General features: G+C 71.0%; 14 protein-coding genes. 13 read left to right on the plus strand and 1 reads right to left on the minus strand.

Translation table 11 applies throughout. The features are described from left to right. Positions 1-7: 7 nt before the first annotated feature. The 12 genes from csb2 to R7226_RS01540 all read left to right on the plus strand — a co-directional run bounded on the left by csb2 (position 8) and on the right by R7226_RS01540 (position 16,633). Positions 8-1,585, plus strand: coding sequence for a type I-G CRISPR-associated protein Csb2 (gene csb2, locus R7226_RS01485; RefSeq protein WP_318595251.1), 1,578 nt, complete (start codon positions 8-10; stop codon positions 1,583-1,585). Continuing rightward, the gene (gene cas3g / locus R7226_RS01490; protein WP_318595252.1) at positions 1,552-4,701 is read left to right on the plus strand and encodes a type I-G CRISPR-associated helicase/endonuclease Cas3g; all 3,150 of its coding nucleotides are present in this window, start codon (positions 1,552-1,554) and stop codon (positions 4,699-4,701) included. The genes csb2 and cas3g overlap by 34 nt, the downstream gene beginning before the upstream one ends. Continuing rightward, the gene (locus tag R7226_RS01495; protein WP_318595253.1) at positions 4,701-5,627 is read left to right on the plus strand and encodes a hypothetical protein; all 927 of its coding nucleotides are present in this window, start codon (positions 4,701-4,703) and stop codon (positions 5,625-5,627) included. Before cas3g ends, R7226_RS01495 begins: the two co-directional genes overlap by 1 nt. Positions 5,628-7,091: 1,464 nt before the next feature. After that, positions 7,092-7,337: a hypothetical protein gene (locus R7226_RS01500; protein WP_318595254.1), complete on the plus strand. Its 246-nt coding sequence runs from the start codon at positions 7,092-7,094 to the stop codon at positions 7,335-7,337. Between the two features lie 74 nt (positions 7,338-7,411). Further along, positions 7,412-7,909, plus strand: a complete 498-nt coding sequence (locus R7226_RS01505) for a hypothetical protein (RefSeq protein WP_318595255.1) — start codon at positions 7,412-7,414, stop codon at positions 7,907-7,909. Between the two features lie 16 nt (positions 7,910-7,925). Further along, positions 7,926-9,122, plus strand: a complete 1,197-nt coding sequence (locus R7226_RS01510; RefSeq protein WP_318595256.1) for a hypothetical protein — start codon at positions 7,926-7,928, stop codon at positions 9,120-9,122. A gap of 113 nt (positions 9,123-9,235) precedes the next feature. Next, positions 9,236-9,718, plus strand: coding sequence for a hypothetical protein (locus R7226_RS01515; RefSeq protein WP_318595257.1), 483 nt, complete (start codon positions 9,236-9,238; stop codon positions 9,716-9,718). Between the two features lie 162 nt (positions 9,719-9,880). Further along, positions 9,881-10,579, plus strand: a complete 699-nt coding sequence (locus tag R7226_RS01520) for a winged helix-turn-helix transcriptional regulator (protein WP_318595258.1) — start codon at positions 9,881-9,883, stop codon at positions 10,577-10,579. A 105-nt stretch (positions 10,580-10,684) separates the two neighbouring features. Beyond that, positions 10,685-11,284: a hypothetical protein gene (locus R7226_RS01525; RefSeq protein ID WP_318595259.1), complete on the plus strand. Its 600-nt coding sequence runs from the start codon at positions 10,685-10,687 to the stop codon at positions 11,282-11,284. 46 nt (positions 11,285-11,330) lie between these two features. Then, positions 11,331-11,543 (plus strand): hypothetical protein, encoded by a 213-nt coding sequence (locus R7226_RS01530; RefSeq protein ID WP_318595260.1) that lies wholly within the window; start codon positions 11,331-11,333, stop codon positions 11,541-11,543. After that, on the plus strand, positions 11,530-13,518 hold the full coding sequence (locus R7226_RS01535) for an ATP-dependent helicase (RefSeq protein ID WP_318595261.1): 1,989 nt from the start codon (positions 11,530-11,532) through the stop codon (positions 13,516-13,518). The genes R7226_RS01530 and R7226_RS01535 overlap by 14 nt, the downstream gene beginning before the upstream one ends. Positions 13,519-13,573: 55 nt before the next feature. Further along, positions 13,574-16,633 carry a helicase-related protein gene (locus R7226_RS01540; RefSeq protein ID WP_318595262.1) on the plus strand — a complete coding sequence of 1,020 codons (3,060 nt, stop codon included), beginning with the start codon at positions 13,574-13,576 and terminating at the stop codon, positions 16,631-16,633. Here R7226_RS01540 and R7226_RS01545 read toward each other — a convergent pair. Then, positions 16,628-17,062: a hypothetical protein gene (locus tag R7226_RS01545; RefSeq protein ID WP_318595263.1), complete on the minus strand. Its 435-nt coding sequence runs from the start codon at positions 17,060-17,062 to the stop codon at positions 16,628-16,630. The genes R7226_RS01540 and R7226_RS01545 overlap by 6 nt on opposite strands. Positions 17,063-17,261: 199 nt before the next feature. Here R7226_RS01545 and R7226_RS01550 point away from each other — a divergent pair, with 199 nt between their 5' ends. Further along, complete coding sequence (locus R7226_RS01550) at positions 17,262-18,293, plus strand: AAA family ATPase (RefSeq protein WP_318595264.1); 1,032 nt, start codon at positions 17,262-17,264, stop codon at positions 18,291-18,293. The last annotated feature ends 98 nt before the right edge of the window (positions 18,294-18,391 follow it).

An 18,391-nucleotide genomic window follows, 5' to 3' on the forward strand; every position in this document is an offset into this window, starting at 1 on the left:
GCGGCTGATGGTGCGACTCACGCTTCGTTTTCCGCTGGGTGTCTACCACGCTCAGTCTGGCTCGTCACCAAACGAGCCGGAGTGGCCGCCGAGCCCGCTGCGGCTGCTCGGTGCGCTGCTCGCCGCCGCGCACGGCCGGCACGGCGGCGACCTCGCGGCTGACCGCACGCTGCTGCAGCGGCTGTGCGACGCTCCGCCGCCGCGGGTCTTGGCTCCCGACAGCGTTGGCGTCGGCGAGCCCAACCGCGACGCCGCGGCGGCGGTGCGGCTGCGCGGCGCGACGCGGTGGGCACCGCGCAACTACGTCGACACCGGACGCGGCGTCTCGCCGCGCAACCTCGGGCGTGAGCGCGCCGAGGTCAGCAAGGTCGGGGTCGCGATCGGAGATCGACCGGTGCACCTCGTGTGGGACGAGCTTGAGCTGACCGGCGAGGAGTTGGAGCGCTTGCGCTCCCTGGCGGCGGACGTCACGTTCGTCGGCACGAGCCGCTCGCCGGCGCTCGTCCACGTCGCGCCGGATCCGCCCGGCAATGAGGACCCGATGCGCGAACGTGTGTGGCGGCCGGCAGGCGTAGAGGCCGGCGACGGGATCGCGGTGCGCGTGCCGGATGGCGCCACGCTCGATGGCTTCGACCGCCGCGAGGCGGCGCGACGCAGCGACCGGGCGAGGGTTCAGCCGACGGGGCTGATCCCGCAGATCGCGATCGGCCAGTCGGTGCGCTACGTGCGGCCCGGGTGGCGACCGGCTCCACGCCCTGTCGACCCGCGCTGGTGGGGTGAGATGATCGTGCTGGCAATCGACGACGGGAACTCGCAGCTGCGGCCGAAGGCGCCGGCGGCCTACCTTCTGGCGCGCGCGGTGCGCACCGCGTTGTTGAGCGGCTACGGCGCGGAGGGAACGGTCGAGGAGGCGCCGGCGATCCTCACCGCCCGTGGAGCCGATCCGCACTGCGCGGTCGTGCCGCTCCCGTTCGTGTGGGGTCCGCACCCGACCGGTCGCGTGCTCGGCGTGGCGCTGGTGCTGCCGCATGAGCGGCGCGTCGCTGACCTGGTCGAACAGCGCGCTGCGGTCGTGCGCGGCCTGCGCGCGCTGCTGGGCGCTGATGACGCGACGCCGCGACCGGATGTGCGGATCCCGGGAGCCGGGTTGGTGCGGTTGGCGCTCCCGACGGCCGACGACGCGCGCAAGGTGACGCTGCAACCGGCCTCCTATGCGCGGCCGTCGCGGCACTGGGTGACTGTCACGCCGGTCGTTCACTCCCGCTGGCGCAAGGGCGGTGCCGAGGGGCTGATGCGCCAGGTCGCTGCCGACTGCGCTCACGTGGGGTTGCCGACGCCGTCGTCCGTCGCGGTGTTGCGCGGACCGGGACGGCGCGGTGGGGCCGGGCGCATGGTCTCGGCCGGACAGGTTCCTGAGCGTTGGCGTGGCCCGGTGCAAGGGCCGGCGGATCATCTCGCGCTGACGTTCGAGCGTCCGGTCGCCGGTCCGCTGCTGCTCGGCAAGGCACGTCACTTCGGGCTCGGGCTGTGCGTTCCGGCCGAGAAGGAGGCGTGGGCGATCACGCAGCAGGAGCGGGCGGCGTGATCTCGTTCGCGGAGTACTTCAGGGCCATCCACGGGCACGATCCGTATCCGTGGCAGGAGCGCCTCGCGCAGCGCTGCGCGGCCGGCGAGCCGCCGACTGTGATCGCGGTCCCGACTGGCGCGGGCAAGACCGCGACGGTCGATGCGCTTCTCTGGGCGCTCGCGATGCAGGCCGATCGACCGGCAGTGGAGCGGACCGTCGGCGTGCGGATCGTCTGGGCGATCGACCGCCGGATCCTCGTCGACGAGGTCCACAGGCACGCGACGCGCGTCGCCGTGGCGCTGGCCGCCGCGCGCGATGACACGGAGGCCGCGCTCTACCCGGTCGCGACCGCGTTGGCCGGTCTCGCCCATCAGGGCGCAGTGCCGCTCGTCGCGACGCGCTGGCGTGGCGGCATCGACCCGGAACGCGCGCTGCACGGCCCGCTGCAGCCGCAGATCATCACCAGCACCGTCGGGCAGATCGGGTCACGGTTGCTGTTCCGCGGCTACGGCGTCGGCGCGGCGTCGCGCGCGCTGGAGGCCGGCCTGGCCGCCGTCGACACGACGATCTGCCTCGACGAGGCCCATCTCGCCGAGCCGTTCCGGCAATGCGTCAATCGGATCCGGGAGCTGCGTCTCGCCGCACCTGAGGCGCCGGCGCTGCCCGGACTGCGATCGATCACGATCACCGCGACGCCGGCCGCTGGCGTTGCGCCTGAGCAGGTCGTCGCGTTGACCGACGGCGATCGCGCCGACCCGGAGCTGCATCGGCGTCTGCACGCCGTCAAGCGGGCGGCGCTGGTTGACCCAGGCGACGTCAACGACCGTGAGCGGGCGGCCGCGCTCGTGCGTGAGACGCTCGCGCACGTCGAGCGCGGGGCGTCGACCGTCGCTTGCGTCGTCAACACGGTCCGTCGCGCGCGCGAGGTCCATCGGCAGCTGGAAGCAGCGCTCGACGGCGACGAGGTCGCGTGCGGGCTGCTCGTCGGGCCGCAGCGCCCCATCGACCGTCACGACTTCCTCGACGGCCCGGGCGCGCGCCTGTTCGATCCGGACGCAGGCGGGAAGCGGGTGGTCTGCGTCGCCACGCAGACGTTCGAGGTCGGGCTCGACGCCGACGTCGACGCGATGGTGACCGAGTCAGCGTCGGCGGCCGCGCTGGTCCAGCGGCTCGGGCGGCTCAACCGCGGCGGCCGGCCGGCTCGCGAGGGGCACGCGACGATCGTGCGCGACCCGCAGCCGTGGCTCTACAGAGAGGACGAGCCGCTGGCATGGAGCATGCTCGAAGGGTTGCTGGGCGACGGCAGCGTCGACGTCTCGGTCGCGGCGCTCGAGGCGCTGCGACCGTACCCGCAGGCGAGTGCGCCGCCGGGCGCGCCGTTCCTGGCACCCGAGACCGTCGAGCTGCTGTCGCACACCGCCCGCGACTTCGGCGACTGGCAGGAGGTCGACGCCGAGGTCTTCTGGCGTGGCGTCGAGAGCGGTGCTGATGCCGACGTCTCCGTCTGCTGGCGCGCGGACCTGCGGCCGGAGCGCAGCGGCGCGGCGGCGAACGGGTACCGCGAGCTGTTGCTCGCTGCCGCCCCGCCGCAGCGCGATGAGCTGCTCACGCTCAGCGACGTCGCGGCGCGTGCGCTGATCGCGGCGAGCTTCCCGGCAGGGTCGTCGGCGGGTGCGAGAAGAGTCGCGCTCGGCGACGGCGACGGCGACGTCGAGGGCGGGTCGCAGACGGCGGCGCCGCCGGCGTACGCCGCTGCCGCCCACGAGCTGCCGTTCATCGTGCTGCGCGGCAATCAGGTGCTCGTCGGGGATGACCCGTTCGACGAGGACGAGCTGCGCGAGGGCGTGCTGAACGCTGGCGGACGCAGGACGATCCGGCCGTGGGAGATCAAGGCCGGCGACATCGTGATGCTGCCGGCGAGACGCGAGCCGATCGTCGACGGCCTGCCCTGGAACGACCAGGCCGGTGACGTACGCGAGGCGGTCGCGCTCGATGAGGAGGTCGACGGTGGCGACCGACCGCGGCTGCCCGCACCGGTCCGGCTCAACCCGCAGGCGCTGAGCGCGGCACTCGGTCGCTCGCCGAGACGACCGCTCACCGTCGGGAGCTGGCGACGGGTGTCGACCGCATGTCGGAGGGCCGCCGACCGCATTGTTAGGGCTCGCGGCACGAGCGACCGGAACACCGCACTGGAGGATCTGGTCAACGCCCTTGCAGACCTTCTGCCTTCGCATCCGGCGTTTGCTTCGCTCGCCCCCGATGCGCTGGCGGGGGTCGGCGCGACGCTCGTGCTGCGCGAGATCGGGGTGGTCGCGTCAGACGGGTTGCCGCAGTACGAGCCCGGCGACGCCGAGGGGGAGGCGGCCGACGATGCGACCTCTGTGAATGCGCACGAGGACGACCCGGCATGGGACGCCGCCGCGCGCGCCCGGCCGCTGGAACGGAGCTGGGTGCTCGTGCCGGTGCCCACCGATGATCTCGAGCGAGCCGACCGCCGGGGGGCCGGTGACCTCGCGCCGCCGACGCTGCGCTCTCATCTCGCCGACGTCCGCGACCAGGTCGACGACTACACGAGCGCGCTGGGACTGGCAGCGCCGCTTCGCGATTCGCTGCGGCTCGCCGCGCAGGCACACGATCTCGGCAAGGTCGACCCCCGCTTCCAGGCGTTTCTGCGCGGTGGAGTGCATGCGATCGGTGCGGCTCCGATCGCCAAGAGCGAGTTCGGGACCGGCGACCGCGGCACAGCCCGGATCGCGGCCCATCTCGCCGGACTGCCGCGGGGCTGGCATCACGAATGCGCATCGGTCGCGATCCTCGAGGACGCGGTCAGCACAGGACAGTTCGTGCCATCAGAGGGCGTCGACCTCGACCTCACGCTCCACCTCGTCGGCGCTCATCACGGCCGCGATCGCGAGCGTCCCTCCGTCGCGGACGGCGGCGCTACGCCAGGGCCGTTCCGGGTTTCGGTCCACGGGATCAACGGTGTTCTCCGCGGTGACGACGATGGCTGGGCCGACGGTGAATGGCTGAGGCGGTTCGGCCGCGTCAACCAGCGCTACGGCGCATGGGGGACCGCCTATCTGGAGGCGGTGCTGATGCTCGCCGATCGCGTCGTCTCGTCGAGAGGGAAGTGATGGCGCTCACGCTGAAGTGGATGCAGGCGCACGCGCCGTACATGCCGATCGCAACCGCCGGATTGCTCGCGCTGCTCGAAGGCGCGGGCGAGGAAGCGGCCGCACGGTGGGAGGTCGACCGCGCCGGACGGGCGGCGCTCCAGATCGAGACGAACCTCGACGCCGACGGCGTCGCGGCGGTGATCGCCGACGCGCCGTGGCCCGACGAGAGCCGCGTCGACTGGCCCGGAGGGAGCCGCAACGGCGCGCAGGCGCTGAAGCCGCTCCTGAAGGCGACCGGCCAGCCACTTCAGACGTTCCGCGACATGGTCGCCGCCGCACCCGAACTTGAAGCCGCGACACTGCGAGCGATCGTCACCGACGGCGTCCTCGACAGCGAGGGGCTCCCAGCCCGCAGCCGGTTGCTGCGCGGCGTCAAGTCCGACCTCACAAGCGCCTTCAAGCCACCGCGACGCTTCGCCGGCGACGAGTTCGCCGCCGAGCTGCGGGACGGTCTGACGTTCCGGACCGACGCGAAAGGACTCGGCCTCGGTCTCGTGCCCGAAGTGCAGACCTTCGGCGGCACGACCGGACCGGACCCGGCGAGCATCGACGCCTACTCGCCACTCCTGCATGCGCTGATCTGGAACGGCATCGTCGCGCTGCCGCCGGTGCCGGTCATGCGCGGTCGCACACGCATGGTCGGCGGACCGCTGGCCAGCGGCTCCGACGTGCTCTCCTGGCCGCGGTGGCGGGTCGCGGTCGGCCTGAGCGGCCTGCGAACGCTCTTCAGCCTGGCCGAGGTGCACGCCGACGAGCCCGACCTGACGCATCTGTCCCGCCGCGGCATCGACCGCGTCTACCGCGCCCGCGCCATCCCGCTCAACAACATGATCGCCGTCTACCGCTGGGGCGAAGAGATCGCCGCCGGTGCGGGGAGGAGGTGATGCGGCGCGACGATGCTGGAGCCAGCGCCGGCTCGAGCACAACTGGCATCCGGCGTCGTCGAGCGGGCGTCCAAGTGACGGACCGTCGTTGCGTCCATGAGCGGTCCTAGACAACCGGACCCCGTGAAAGGGCCGCGCCGGTGCTCATCTCGGACGCGAGCGAGCGCTGAGGTGCGTCCGCTGCAGATCGCGGCCGTATCCTGCGAGCCGTCACCGCGGCCTCCTGGCCACGGCTCCGTTGAAGCGAGGGCTGGCCGAACGGCGGCCACCCGTACAACGATCACCGCGGACTCAGGGCTGCGGCTCCGTTGAAGCGACGTGGTGCGCACCGACCGCGCCGGGCGCTTCAAGTCACCGCGGCCTGCTGGTTGCGTCTCCGTTGAAGCGTCGGCGATCGACCTGCCACTCCCGCGAGCCACCTGTCCTCACCGCGGCCTTCGAGGCCGCGGCCTCGTTGAAGCATTCGCTGCCTGGCGACGGAGGAGTGGCAAGCCGGCACACCGCGGCCAGGCCGCGGCTCCGTTGAAGCGTGATAGATCGTCAGGGCAACTGCGTCTATATCGTCGAGCCATCGCGGCGCTGGACCGCGGTTCCGTTGAAGCCCGTCGCTGGGATTCGTCGTGGCGGAGTGAACCGAGCGTCACCGCGGTCTCAGGGCCGCGGCTCCGTAGAGCGAGTCGGAGCAGGCAACACTTCGACTCCAATCGACTGCTGCCTCAGCGTCGCTGCGTTCGCAGGCGCGACCTTCGCCGACCGCTCTGTTTCGGCCTGTTTGACGAGAGGACGGGGACGGCTTGTGTTCGCCTCATCTGTGGTGGCTCAGCGGCCGCCGTGTCAACAGAACGGTGGTCGGCAGAGGGATCTTCTCGGTCGGATGCGTATTGCCGCTGACCCATTGCCCGCTCGTGGCAGTCCGTACGCGAAGGCGAGGTGACCGAACCGCCATTCGATGCGGCGTGTCGTGCCGGTTCGGTCGGAATCCTCGCTCCTCCGTTTCGCCAGCTGTGGCGGCGAATTCTGCGACCGAACCGATCTGGCAGCGGTTCGGTCGCAGGCTTCGATAAACGGCCGTCTGAAGCGTCTGCGGAAGCCGCGAAACGCGTTGGGCCACGGGGTTCCCGCCAGCGGCGCGGACGTCGTCTCAGGGCTGATCAACACGGTGACTTCGTTGTGGCACAGACGATCAGCCACATCGGCGGCCTTGTCATCGCAGAACCGGAGGAGAGTCCCCGGCTCTGATCGATTGCGTGACGGCATCCCGTCAGCTCGCCTCGCCAGCGTCACAGGCTCATCCACATAGGTCGCCCGCAGCATCGGCTCCGCCTCTCGTCGCACGTCTCGTCTTCGTCCTCGTGATGTCGATCGTCGTGCGGCTGTGGCTCTGCTCCGGGACGTCTTCACCGCGATCGGAACGGCTCGTTCTCGCACCTGCGGCTCGAGTGAATCCAACCGCTGGAGGTCCTCATGTTCGTTCCCACCGTTTCCGACGCGCTCCTCTCCGAGCACGAGCGCGCCGCCGTTCGCGCCGACCGGCTCAACCAGCTTGTCGGCGCTCGTCGCGCAGAGGCGCAGCGCCGGTTCGACCAGCGGCTCGCGCAGGGCTTCACGAGGGCCGAGGCGCTCGCGTTCGTCGCGCGAGATCTCCGGGCCGGACGGCGGGCGATCGTGATGCGCGATGTCGCTCGGATGGAGGTGCGCGAGCTGCTGTAGCTGGCATCCGCCGGGGTGGATTTCTCGCGAGCTGCGACGTGCCCGTCATCAGCCCGCGATGAGGGAGCGAGAGCATGTCGGTCGAGGTCGTGTCTTCAACCGGGTCCGCAGGGCGTCGCTGCGAGATCTGCGGTAGCCCACCTCAAGCGGGCTGCGGCACCTGCGCTCGACGGAGTCGGGACCGGCGCCGCGGCGAGGCGCTCCAGCTTGTTCGGAGCGGCACGACGCTGCGGCGCGCGGCGCGCGAGGCGGGCGTCGACCGCGAGGCGCTGAGACGGGCGCTGACGGGAGATCAGGCGGACGAGACGATCTCGAATGGCCCGCTTCGACTCGCAGTCGAGCACGCGATGCGGCGAGGTGGGCTGAGCCTGTCGGAGATCGCGCGGCGCGCGGACCCGCCGTTCGGCGACGCGACGCAGGTCGCGCGGCTGATCGGTCGGATCAGAACTCCGCGCTGTCGACGCGGCGAGCGGTTCTACCCGCCTCGCTACCGCACCGAGATCTCGGTGGACGACGCCGTCCGCGTCGCTCGAGCGGCCGGCATCGACCCGATCGACATCGAAGGACTCTGAGCGAAAGGAGGTGACCTTGTCCGTCACGACTGCTCCACGCCTTGCTTCATCGGCGCGAGAACGTGCGCGCCGAGCCGCCGTCGCGGTCGGCGACGATCCGACGGCCGAAGTCGAGCTGCCGTGCCAGATCCGGCTGCCCGGCGGCCAGGTCTATGACGGAGAGATGCCGGCGTGGCGGCACCGGCGACTGCATCTCTCGCTGCTGCATGGCGGCAGCGACGGGATCATGGAGCTCGGCTGCGGTCGTCGCCCGCCGGGCGGCAAGACGCGGTGGTCCAGCCGCGACGACGAAGACTCGTTCCTTCCGGGCGGGGCGCGTGCTGGCGACCATGCGATCTGGCTCGACCAGACGCTCGCCCGCGTTGCCGCAATCGCCGCGCGACCTCGAACCGAGGTCGCCGTCGTGCCGTCGGTGCGCAGCGAGCCCTCCGGCGGGAAGGCAGCAGTCGCGTCGACCAGCTGGCTGTGGCTCGACGTCGACCTGCCGGAGGCGCTGCCGCGGCTCTACGAGCTGCTGCTCGAGCGGCCGCCGCACCTGCGCGTCGAGTCGGCCGGCTCCGGCGGTGAGCACGCCTACTGGAAGCTCGACCGGCCGCTTCCGGCGAGGATGGTCGATCCGCGGACCGGCGAAGTGCAGGAGTGGATCGAGCGGGCGCACCTGCGGCTCGTTCGCCGCGTCGGCCGCTGGGCTGAGGTCGGCGGGCGGCCGAAGCTGCTCGGCGCCGACCAGGCGTGCGTCGACCGCGGCCGGCTGATGCGGCTCAGCGGCACGGTCAACTACAAGCGCGGACGTCACGCGCGCATCATCTCTGCCGACCTCGCCCGCCCGTCGTACCGGCTGCGTGACCTCGTCGGCGGTCTGCCGGATCTCAGAGGTCGTCGGCGGCCGCGCCGCGTCGGCAGCTGGGTCGCCAACGTCGACCCGTACAAGCGGATCCCGCCGGCGGACTACTTCCTCGCCCTCGCCGGCGTCGAAGTGCCCGACCGCGGCCTCGTCCGCTGTCCGGCGCCTGACCACGACGACGCGCACGCCAGCTGCAACGTCGGCGACGACGCGTCGATCGGCTGGTGGTGCCATGGCTGCGCGCGCGGGGGGTCGATCTACGACCTCGCTTCCATGCTGCTCGGCGGTCCGACCGGTGCCGCGCTCCGCGGCGCCGACTTCCGCGCAGCGAAGGCGCTCGTCGTCGAGCGGTTCGGTCACCGCGGCTAGTCACATCACATAGGCGCTCAGCGCCGTCCGAGGAGATGCGCCCGCTGGCCCCCAGGTCGGCGGGCGCTTCGTCGTTAACGAGCGGGCCGCTGAGCGGCCCAGGAGGACCGACTATGCACAGGAAGCTGACTGGCTGGGAGCGGACGATCGCGGTCTTCGCGGACGGCTGCTGCCGTCGTTTCATCGAGCCGCTCTCCAGCGGCGGGTTCGACGTCATCGTGATGGACGACGTCGGCCAGCTGCACGCCAACGCCGGCAACGGCCTTGTCGATCTCGCGATCGTCGAGTGGCCTGCCGAGGAGCCCGGCCTCCGGAATGTGATCTCGCCGTTGGTCGAGTCGTGCGGCGTGATCGTCGCCACCGGCGCTCCGCGCGCCGCGGGATTCCCTGACCGCGCTGTCGCAATCCAGGCGGGCGCGGACGCCGCGATCTCGACTCAGTTCGAGGCCGATGAGCTCCACCGGACGGTCCGGGCCGTTCTGAGGCAGACGAGGTGCCGGCGGAGCGCGTTGCGGCGCGTTCAGCTCTGCGTCTTCGAGCTGCGAGACCGGGTGCGGCGATTCAGCCGTCGCGTCGGCGGCTGTCTTCGCAGGTGACGGCTGCTCGCCGCGGCCCGGACCCCATCGCGATCAGGAGTGCTCTGGAGCGGCGGCGACGCCGCCCGGAGGTGTTGACGAGGCTCGTCGTCCCGTTCGGGGCGGCGGGCCTCTTTCGTCGTTAACGAACGGGGCTGCTTCGCGCGGCTCAGGAGGCTTTCGATGACCCAGACCACCGCGCCGCCGGCGGTCACGAACTCGCTCGCGATCGCCGTCTTCGCCACCGACCGGTGTCGGCGGCTGGCACAACGACTTGCCGGGCACGGCTACGAGATCGTCTTGATCGACGACGCCGGGGAGCTGGTCGCCCGCGCCGGCGCCGGCAACCTCGCTGTCGCGATCGTCCACGTCGCGAGCAATCGACCGCATCACCGTGCCCTTGTGGCCCAGCTCGCGCCGGCGTGCAGCGTCCTCGCACTCACGGGCGACTCCGGACCCGACGGTGAGACGGCCCGCATCCGAGCGCTGATGGCCGGAGCGGAGGCTGCGCTGCCGGTGGACGTCGACTACGTCGAGCTGCTCTGGAACGTCCAAGCCCTGCTCCGACGGAGCGCAGCGCGCACTCCGAGGCTCAGGGTCGGGCCGCTGGCGATAGACAGCCAGCGACGGGATGTCCGCCTCCGTGGCGAACCGCTGGCGCTGACGCCGATCGAGTTGCAGCTGCTCGTCGCGCTGGCACGCAGCCCTGACGTCGCGCAGCGCCGCGAGGAGCTGCTCGCAACGGTCTGGGACTGGCCGGATGCCGACCGCGCCGGCTCCCGCACGCTCGACAACCACGCTTCGCGCCTGCGACGCAAGCTCGCCCGTGATGGCGACGACTTCGTCGTGGCCGTGCGCGGCGTCGGCTACCGGCTGCGCTGACCCAGCCTGCCCTCGCCGACGTGCCGCCCGTTGCGTGCGCCGACGCGGGCTACCTGATCTACCGCAACCGCCGCCATCACGGCGGCGATGAAGGAGGTGGTCGCGATGATCGCGACGCCCACGATGACCTCGCCGATCCCTGACGCCGTCGAGCACGAGCTGCTCCAGACGCGGGCGCGGCTGAGAGCCGAGCATCACCATCTGACGCTCGCTCAGCAGGAGCTGGTGGCGGCCGAGGCGCTGCGGGCCGTCTCCGCCGAGTGGGTGTGCGACGCGCTGGTTGCCGACGAGTCGACGGTGCCGCTCTTCGTCGGCTGTGCCCGCCGAGCCGAGGACGAGCGAGAGCGGCTCAGCTGGTTGACGCTGAGTGCGCTGCGCGCCGCCGCGCTGAAGACGCCGACGATGCTCGCGCTCGGCGCTGACGCCGGCGCCGCCGCACCAGATCGCCGCGCTGCGCTGAGACACGCCCTGGATGCCAGCGGCGGGGCCGTCACGGTCGGGACGCTGCGCGACGTCCTGAGACGCGGCTGCGGCCGCTGGACGCACTGCAACGAGCAGATCGCGGCCGCCAGCGACGGCGCGGTGCGCCGCAGCTGGCAAGTCGTGCGGCTCGCCGGCCATGAGGAGCTGCTTGAGCTCACCGCCTCCGGATCCAGCCGGCGCGGACGCCGACGGCCCGCGCCGCGGCGCCGGCGCGGCGCGTGACGCCGCCTCGTCCTTCGACAACCCAATCCCCACGGAGGCATCGATCATGAGCATCTACGACGACCCGGAGTTCGAGCAGGAGTTCGTCTACCTCGACGGCGAGGCGGCCGAGTTCGGCATGCAGGCGATCGACCCGGCCGAGGTCCTCGACGCGCTCGCGCGCGACGAGGCCGGCTACCCCGAGGAGCTGCCCGCCGAGCTCTTCGACGAGGACGGCGAGCTGGTCGGAGAGGACGGCGATCTCGATGAGCGTCGCTGAGCCCCTTCACCGACCCGGCCAGTTCGCGCCGACGCCCGAGCAGCGGCAGGTCGTCATGCACGGCAGGGGACCGCTGCTGGTCAACGCAGGCCCCGGCAGCGGCAAGACCTCGACGCTGACCAGCCGCATCGCGCGCCTGGTCAAGGACGGCACGGCCAGACCGTCGGAGATCCTGGCGATGACGTTCACCAACCGCGCCGCGCTGGAGATGCGCAGACGGCTCGCCGATCCGCGCATGCTCGGTCGCGAGGGCGTCGCCGGGCTGACGGTCGGGACCTTCCACTCGATGTGCGCGCAGGTCGTGCGGCAGTACGCGGCGATGTTCGGCCGCACCTCGGCGTTCACGATCTACGACCCCGAGACGGTCGGCCGCGTCGTCGAGCAGCTGCTCGCGCGCAGCGAGCGGGCCGACCTGCGCGACGAGCTGGAGGCGCACGGCCGCGGCGCCGTCGGCGAGGTGCTGCGGGTGATGTCGCTTGGCAAGAACCGGCTTCTCTCGCCGGAGAGCTACGCCGAGAGAAGCCGCCATCCGGCGCGCGAGGCGATCGCGATGCTCTGGCGCGAGACGAACGCCGAGCTCGCCGCCAGCAACGCCTTGGATTTCGATGACCTGCTCGTCTTCACGTACTCGCTGCTGCGCGCCAACGAGTTCGTCCTGCGTCATCTGCGGCATCGGTGGCCGTGGCTGCTGGTCGACGAGCACCAGGACTGCAACCTCGCGCAGATCTGGTTGGTCTGTCTGCTCGCCGGTCCCGGCGGCAACGTGACCGCCGTCGCCGACGACGACCAGTCGATCTATCGCTGGCGCGGCGCCGAGCTTGACGGCACGCTCAGGTTCGGCAACTGGTTCCCGGACTACCAGGCCGTCGTCCTCGGCCGCAATTTCCGCAGCCACAGCGAGATCGTCAACTCCGCGCGGACGCTGATCGAGCACAACCAGCAACGGGTGCCCAAGGCACTCGTCTCCGACAAGGGCGCTGGGGCGACGATCGAGACGCCGACCTTCGCCAACGAGCACGCCGAAGCAAAGTGGGTGCGCGGACGGATCCAGGAGGCGATGGCCGCGGGCGTACCGAGCGGCCAGATCGCGATCATCGCCCGAAGCGGCTACTTGACCAAGACGATGCGCCGTGAGCTCACCGAAGCCGGTATCCCACACCGTGTGCTTGGCGACCTCGGCTTCTACGAGCGGGCAGTCGTCAGAGACGGTCTCGCCTACCTGGAGCTGCTCGCCAACCCACGGGACGCGCGGGCGCTGCAGCGCGCGCTCCAGGCGCCACGGCGTGGCGTCGGCGACGCCACCGTCGAGCAGGTCGTCGCGATCGCGCGCGAGCGCGATCTGGACCTCATCGAGGCATGCCGGACGCTCGCCGGCGACGGTGTCGTGCGACGCAGAGACACGCGGGCGGCACTCGTGCGGTTCGCCGACGAGCTCGACCGCCTGCGGCTCGACGCCGCAGCGGGCAAGCCGATCGACGACGTCGTCAAGGAGGCGCTGATAATCCCCGGCGGGCTCGTCGAGCACCACACAGCGAGCGTCAGAGGCGAGAAGCGCAGCGCGCGTCGAACGGACGCCGAAGAAGCACTGGCCGACCTCAAGTCGCTCTACGAAGCCGCGCGCTCCTACCGCGTCGCGGATACCGACGCCACGGTCGCCGGGTTCGTCCAGGGCGTCATGCTCGAGGAAGACCGCGATCTCGACGGCAACGACCGCGTCGACGTCTCCTCGGTGCATCGCGCGAAAGGGATGGAGGCGCAGCTGGTCGTCGTGCTCGGCTGCGAGGAGCGCGTGACGCCGCTCTGGCGCTCGATCGAGTCGCACGATCCGGCCGATCTCGAGGAGGAGCGGCGCGTCTTCTACGTCGCCTTCACGCGCGCCATGAGACACCTGATCCTCACGCGGGTCAACGAGCGCGGCGGCCGCGCCTCCGCCGGGCCCTCGCGCTTCCTCGTCGAAGCCGGCGTGGCCGGCTGACGACCGCATCTCGGCGACTTCCGTCGCCGTTCCAACCGACCTGAAGGAGGTCTTCATGACCGACACCAACACGAGGACGCGTGCCGCTGACTGGTGGGACATCACCCGCCGGCCGCGCGATCAGCAGTCGGAACCTCGCTTGTTCGAGCGCGGCGAGGCGAAGACGACCGACGCCTGGAAGCAGCTGCTGCGCTGCCTCGGCGCCAACGCCGGCAGAGGCCTGCCGCCACTGAGCAGTGATGCGCGTCAGCGACTGGCCGAGAACCAGTCTGTCGACCCCAACGACGCGACGACGTGGAGCACTCGCGACGCCCACGTCTCGGCCGTGCTCCAGCGCCACGGGATCGAGCTGGCGGGCCGGAAGGTCAGCGAGGAAGCACGCGTACGGCTTATCGAACAACAGCGAGTCGCCGACCGCGATGCCGGGCTCGACTGGGCGACCATCACGACTCCCGCCGAGACGCTCGACGAGCGCCTCAAGGCAGCACTTGCCGCGACGATCGATACGGACGACCCACAGCTGTACGCGTACGAGCGGGACAAGGCGCGAGCCGTCGCCCGCCGGCACAGACTCGACGTCGACACCATCGACGACCTCGCACGCTACGCCCTCGTCTCCGCCGAGCGCTTCGACGCGCTCGATCCCCGCTGCTGGCAGATCGGTAGCCCCCGGTGGGGAGAGGCGGTCACCAACTCGATGGGAATCGTCGAGGCGGTCGACCGGCCGGTCGGCGTCTTCCTGCACCCGGTCGACGGCACCCGGGGCGGCTGGGCGCTGACACCAACGTTCTCCGCCGACATGATCCGTCTCATCCTTCAGCTCGGAGGTGCGATCGAGAAGTCGCTGCAGAAGGCCGCGATACCCCGCCTGAACTCTGACGATCTGCTGCACGCGATCAACCAGCAGGTCCTCGAGACGCCGACCGTGCCGCTCTACCAGCTCCGCCGTCCGCCGCGGACTCCCGAGCAGCTGAAGGATGCGCTGCTCGACGAAGCTGACCTGGACGTGAACGTAGGCCCCGTCGTCGATCCGCGGGACAAATGGGGTCGCATCCGAGTCCGGCGGCTCGGCGAGGCAGTCGACCTCGCCGTGGTCACCAATCACGCGCGCCAGTTCCCGAACCGGCTGCTCGGTCGCGGCGCCGCCGGGAGCAGAAAGGACGGCAGCCCCGGACGTGCGATGGCGCTCGGGGAAGCGGTCGCGGTCGCCGCTCAGCGAGAGCTGCCCGTCGTCCTCGGGCAGGCCGCGACCGAGGCGCTCGACGGCAGAGTCCGGGTCGGGCGCATGGCAGGTCGGCCCGGTGAGCTGACGATCACCACGGCTGCCATCTTCACCGCGACCAGCAGACGGCTTGCGGTCGACCGTGCGATCCCGCAGCTGCGCGCGCTCAAGCAGGCCGGCACCGCGGTCTCCCTCGACCCGACAGCCGTCGAGACGATCGCGATGTCGCTCGCCAGACCGCTCGCCGACGATCCGATCCTGCTGGGCCGCCAACAGGCGGTGACGCCCCTGATGGTGCTCGGCTCCGGTCTCAATGCCAGCCAGACGGCGACGGGGAAGACGATCATGGCCGGCCGCGCGATCTACCATCGCGCGGTCACGACGCCGCGCTTTCGCGGCATGCTGGTCGCGCAGGCGCTGCTGCTGCCACAGTGGCGTGAGGAGCTGACCAGAGGCGCACCTGAGCGTCGCCTGCCGCCGCTTGCCCCGAACGTTCGGGTCGTGACGATCGAGGAGGCGAGCTCGGTCTCCGCGCAGCTCCAGCAGGCCGATCGCGACGCCGGCGACGAGGCGCTGCTGCTCCTCGTCTCCAAGAGCATGCTCGAGCGGTTCCCGCACGAGCTGGCGGCGCTCCGCTACCACCTGCTGCTCGTCGAAGAAGCACAGAGCTACCGCAACCCGGCGACCGAGGCGCACCGCAGCCTGCGCGAGCTGCGCATGAGAGCGGTCCTCGACTGCTGGCTGCTGAGCGCCACGCCGAAGTCCAAACGCTCCGAGGAGATCGACATCCTCGTCGGCCTCGCGATCGGCGACGAGGTGATGATCGACGAGCGCCCCAACGTGCGAGAAGCCGGCGACCTCGTTCGCGAAGAGAACGCCCATCGCGTGCGGATCGGCTACGGCCCGCACATGGTGCGCGTCACCAAGAACGACATGCGACCGTGGATGCCAGAAGTGCGGCCCGCCCGTGCGATGCCGGTCGAGCCCGACGGCGCTCTCGCCGACTTGCTGCAGGCGATCCGCGAAGGCGGCCAGCGGGCCTACGGCAAACTCGTCGCGCTGCTGCGCCGCGCACGCGCGCTCGAACCCGGGTCGGCCGCTCACAGAGCTGCGCTGGCCGAGATCGCGCGCGCCCAGGGCGTCGTCCTCGGCAACGTCGGCGTCTTCCTCGACGCCTCCGTCGACCCCGAGACACTGCTCCACTCCAGAGCCGCGCTCGCCATCGCGCTCGCGCGCGACGGCCTCGTCGAGCCCGCTGTCCGCGGCGGCGGCGACGGTCTGCCGCTGCTGCGCGGCGCGGTCGCCGAAGTTCTCAACGACGCGGCCGCCGGCGGCGTGCAGACACTCGTCTTCGCCGAACGGGTCAACTGCCTTCACCAGCTCGCCGGCACCCTGCGCGATCGCCACGGCCTCGAAGCTCACGTCGGCGACGGATCGGTCGACCCCGAGACGTTCGCCGAGATCAAGCGCCGCTTCCTCGCCGGCGAGTTCTCGACGCTGCTGCTGAGCTCCGTCGGCCAAGAGGGTCATAACCTCCAGACGGCGTCGCTCACCTGCAACCTCGACTTCCCCTGGACGACCCCGCCACTCGAGCAGCGGCTGGGGCGCGCCGCACGGCCCGGCGCTACGAGTCCCGTCATCGACGTGATCAACCCGTACATCAAGGGCGGGGCGATCGAGCACGTCGTCTCGATCCTCGCCCCGCGCGGCGCCGAGAGCCACCACTTGCTCGACGGCTTCGAAGGGATGCGGCCAGCCGACTCGGCGGTCGCCAGCCAGCTCGGCGAGATCACGGCTCAGGTCGCTGCCAGTCGGCACGACGAGGGCCGCGCCGTCACCGCAGCGAAGCTGCGCGTCGCCGCGGCGGTCTTTGGTTCGAACGCCAACTCATGAGCAACCGATGAACTCCGCCACCGCGACGACGAATGCGCCCACCGTCGCCCACTCGATCATCCATCGTCGACGTTCTCCACGCACCTGCAGCTCAGTCTCGCGTGCGCGCAGTTCGACCTCGCGTGCGCGCAGTTCAATCTGGCGTGCGCCCAGTTCAACCTCCCGTGCGCGCAGCTCGACCTCCCGTGCGCGCAGCTCGACCTCGCGTCCGCGCAGCTCGACCTCGCTTCGACGTGCTGCGAGGAGAAGCTCATACGTGTGGTCGGGTGCGTCGGGTCTTGAGCCGGTCTTGATGCCACGATCATGCGCCCGCGCGTGGACCTGAGCCGACGCAGTGCCGGTCTCGGGCAGCAGAGGCTGGTCGCTGCCAGTGGGCGGGAGGAAGCTCACACCTAGATAGATGCCGCTGCGGCGAATCTGGATCAGCACACTTGGTCGGGCCACCTCCTTCCTGTGTCATTCGGGTCGTCCGTCTTCACTTCGACCTCAAGATTCCAACCGTCTTCGACCGAGGGGCACGCGTCTCATCCATCGACGACGACCGGCTCGCCCGCGCCCGCGGGCTTGAGCCCACCGCTTCACCTCTCGCCGCGACCATCGCGCCGCGGCACCACAAAGGGAGAGTGCGATGACCGCACTTGGAAAAGCCCTCGGCACTATCGACGGAGTCGCCGACGAGGGAGACCTGCGCCCGCCGGACTTCGACGAGATCTCGCTGGAAGGATCGTGTGATCCGATCACGCTGCCGGACGGGCGTCAGATCTTCCCGCCGATGCTGCACGGTGCGCCCGTTCACGAGATCGCGAGCGGCCTGCTCGACCACGACAACCCATCGCGCTCGAAGTTCCTGCGACTCGTCGGCCCGCCCGGGACCGGCAAGAGCCAGGTGGCCCGCTTGATCGCCTACTACCGCTGGACGAATGCCGGTCGCGATGTCGAGGACCGCGCCGGCACCCCGTTCTATGGGCTGGTCGAGCTGCAGCCCGGCCCGTCTTCGGACGAGTTCTTCTTCCGCTACGACTACGTGCCGTTGAGAGACGGCTCGGTGTCGATGGTCGACGCCGCCTTCGTGCAGGCGATGCGCAACGGCTGGCTCGTCGTGATCGACGAGGTCAACACCGCGCGCGACGTCGCGCTGCTGAGTATCAACGCCACCCTCGACGGTCGTCTCTCGCTGTACCTGCCAGCAACCGGCGAGACGGTCGTCGCCCAGCCCGGCTTCGGCGTCCTTCTCTCCTACAACCCCGGCCTCGTCGGCGCGACCGACATCCCGGACGCGTGGCGATCGCGGTTCCCCGCCACGCTCGAGGTCACCTCGAACTGGACCGGGCTGCGCGAACTCGGCGTCGACGAGCAGCTCGTCAAGGCGGCCAAGTGGCTCGACGGCCGCCGGCTCGCCGGCGACGACGGCCTTGTCTGGACGCCGCAGTTCCGCGACATCGAGGCGCTGTGGGACATGACCAGACGCGTCGGCACCCGCGCCGGGCTCGCGCTGTTCATGTCCAACCTGCACGAGCAGGTCGAGACCGGCGCCATCCAGCAGGAGGAAGCGGCTTCGGTCTGCCGCATGCTGGACATGGCCGGCTTCGGCAGCCTGCGCGTCGCGGAGACGAGCGCGATCGCCAACCTCAACGGATACCCGCGGGCGGTGACGACGTGACCGCGTCGCTGCCGGGTGACAGCGCGATGCGATCCCTTTCGCGCGCCGTTGCCCATCGCGGGCAGCTGCCCCCCGTTTGGCGCGAGGTCTCCGACCGC

It is taken from the genome of Conexibacter stalactiti (assembly GCF_033542075.1).
Taxonomy (GTDB): Bacteria; Actinomycetota; Thermoleophilia; order Solirubrobacterales; family Solirubrobacteraceae; genus Conexibacter; species Conexibacter stalactiti.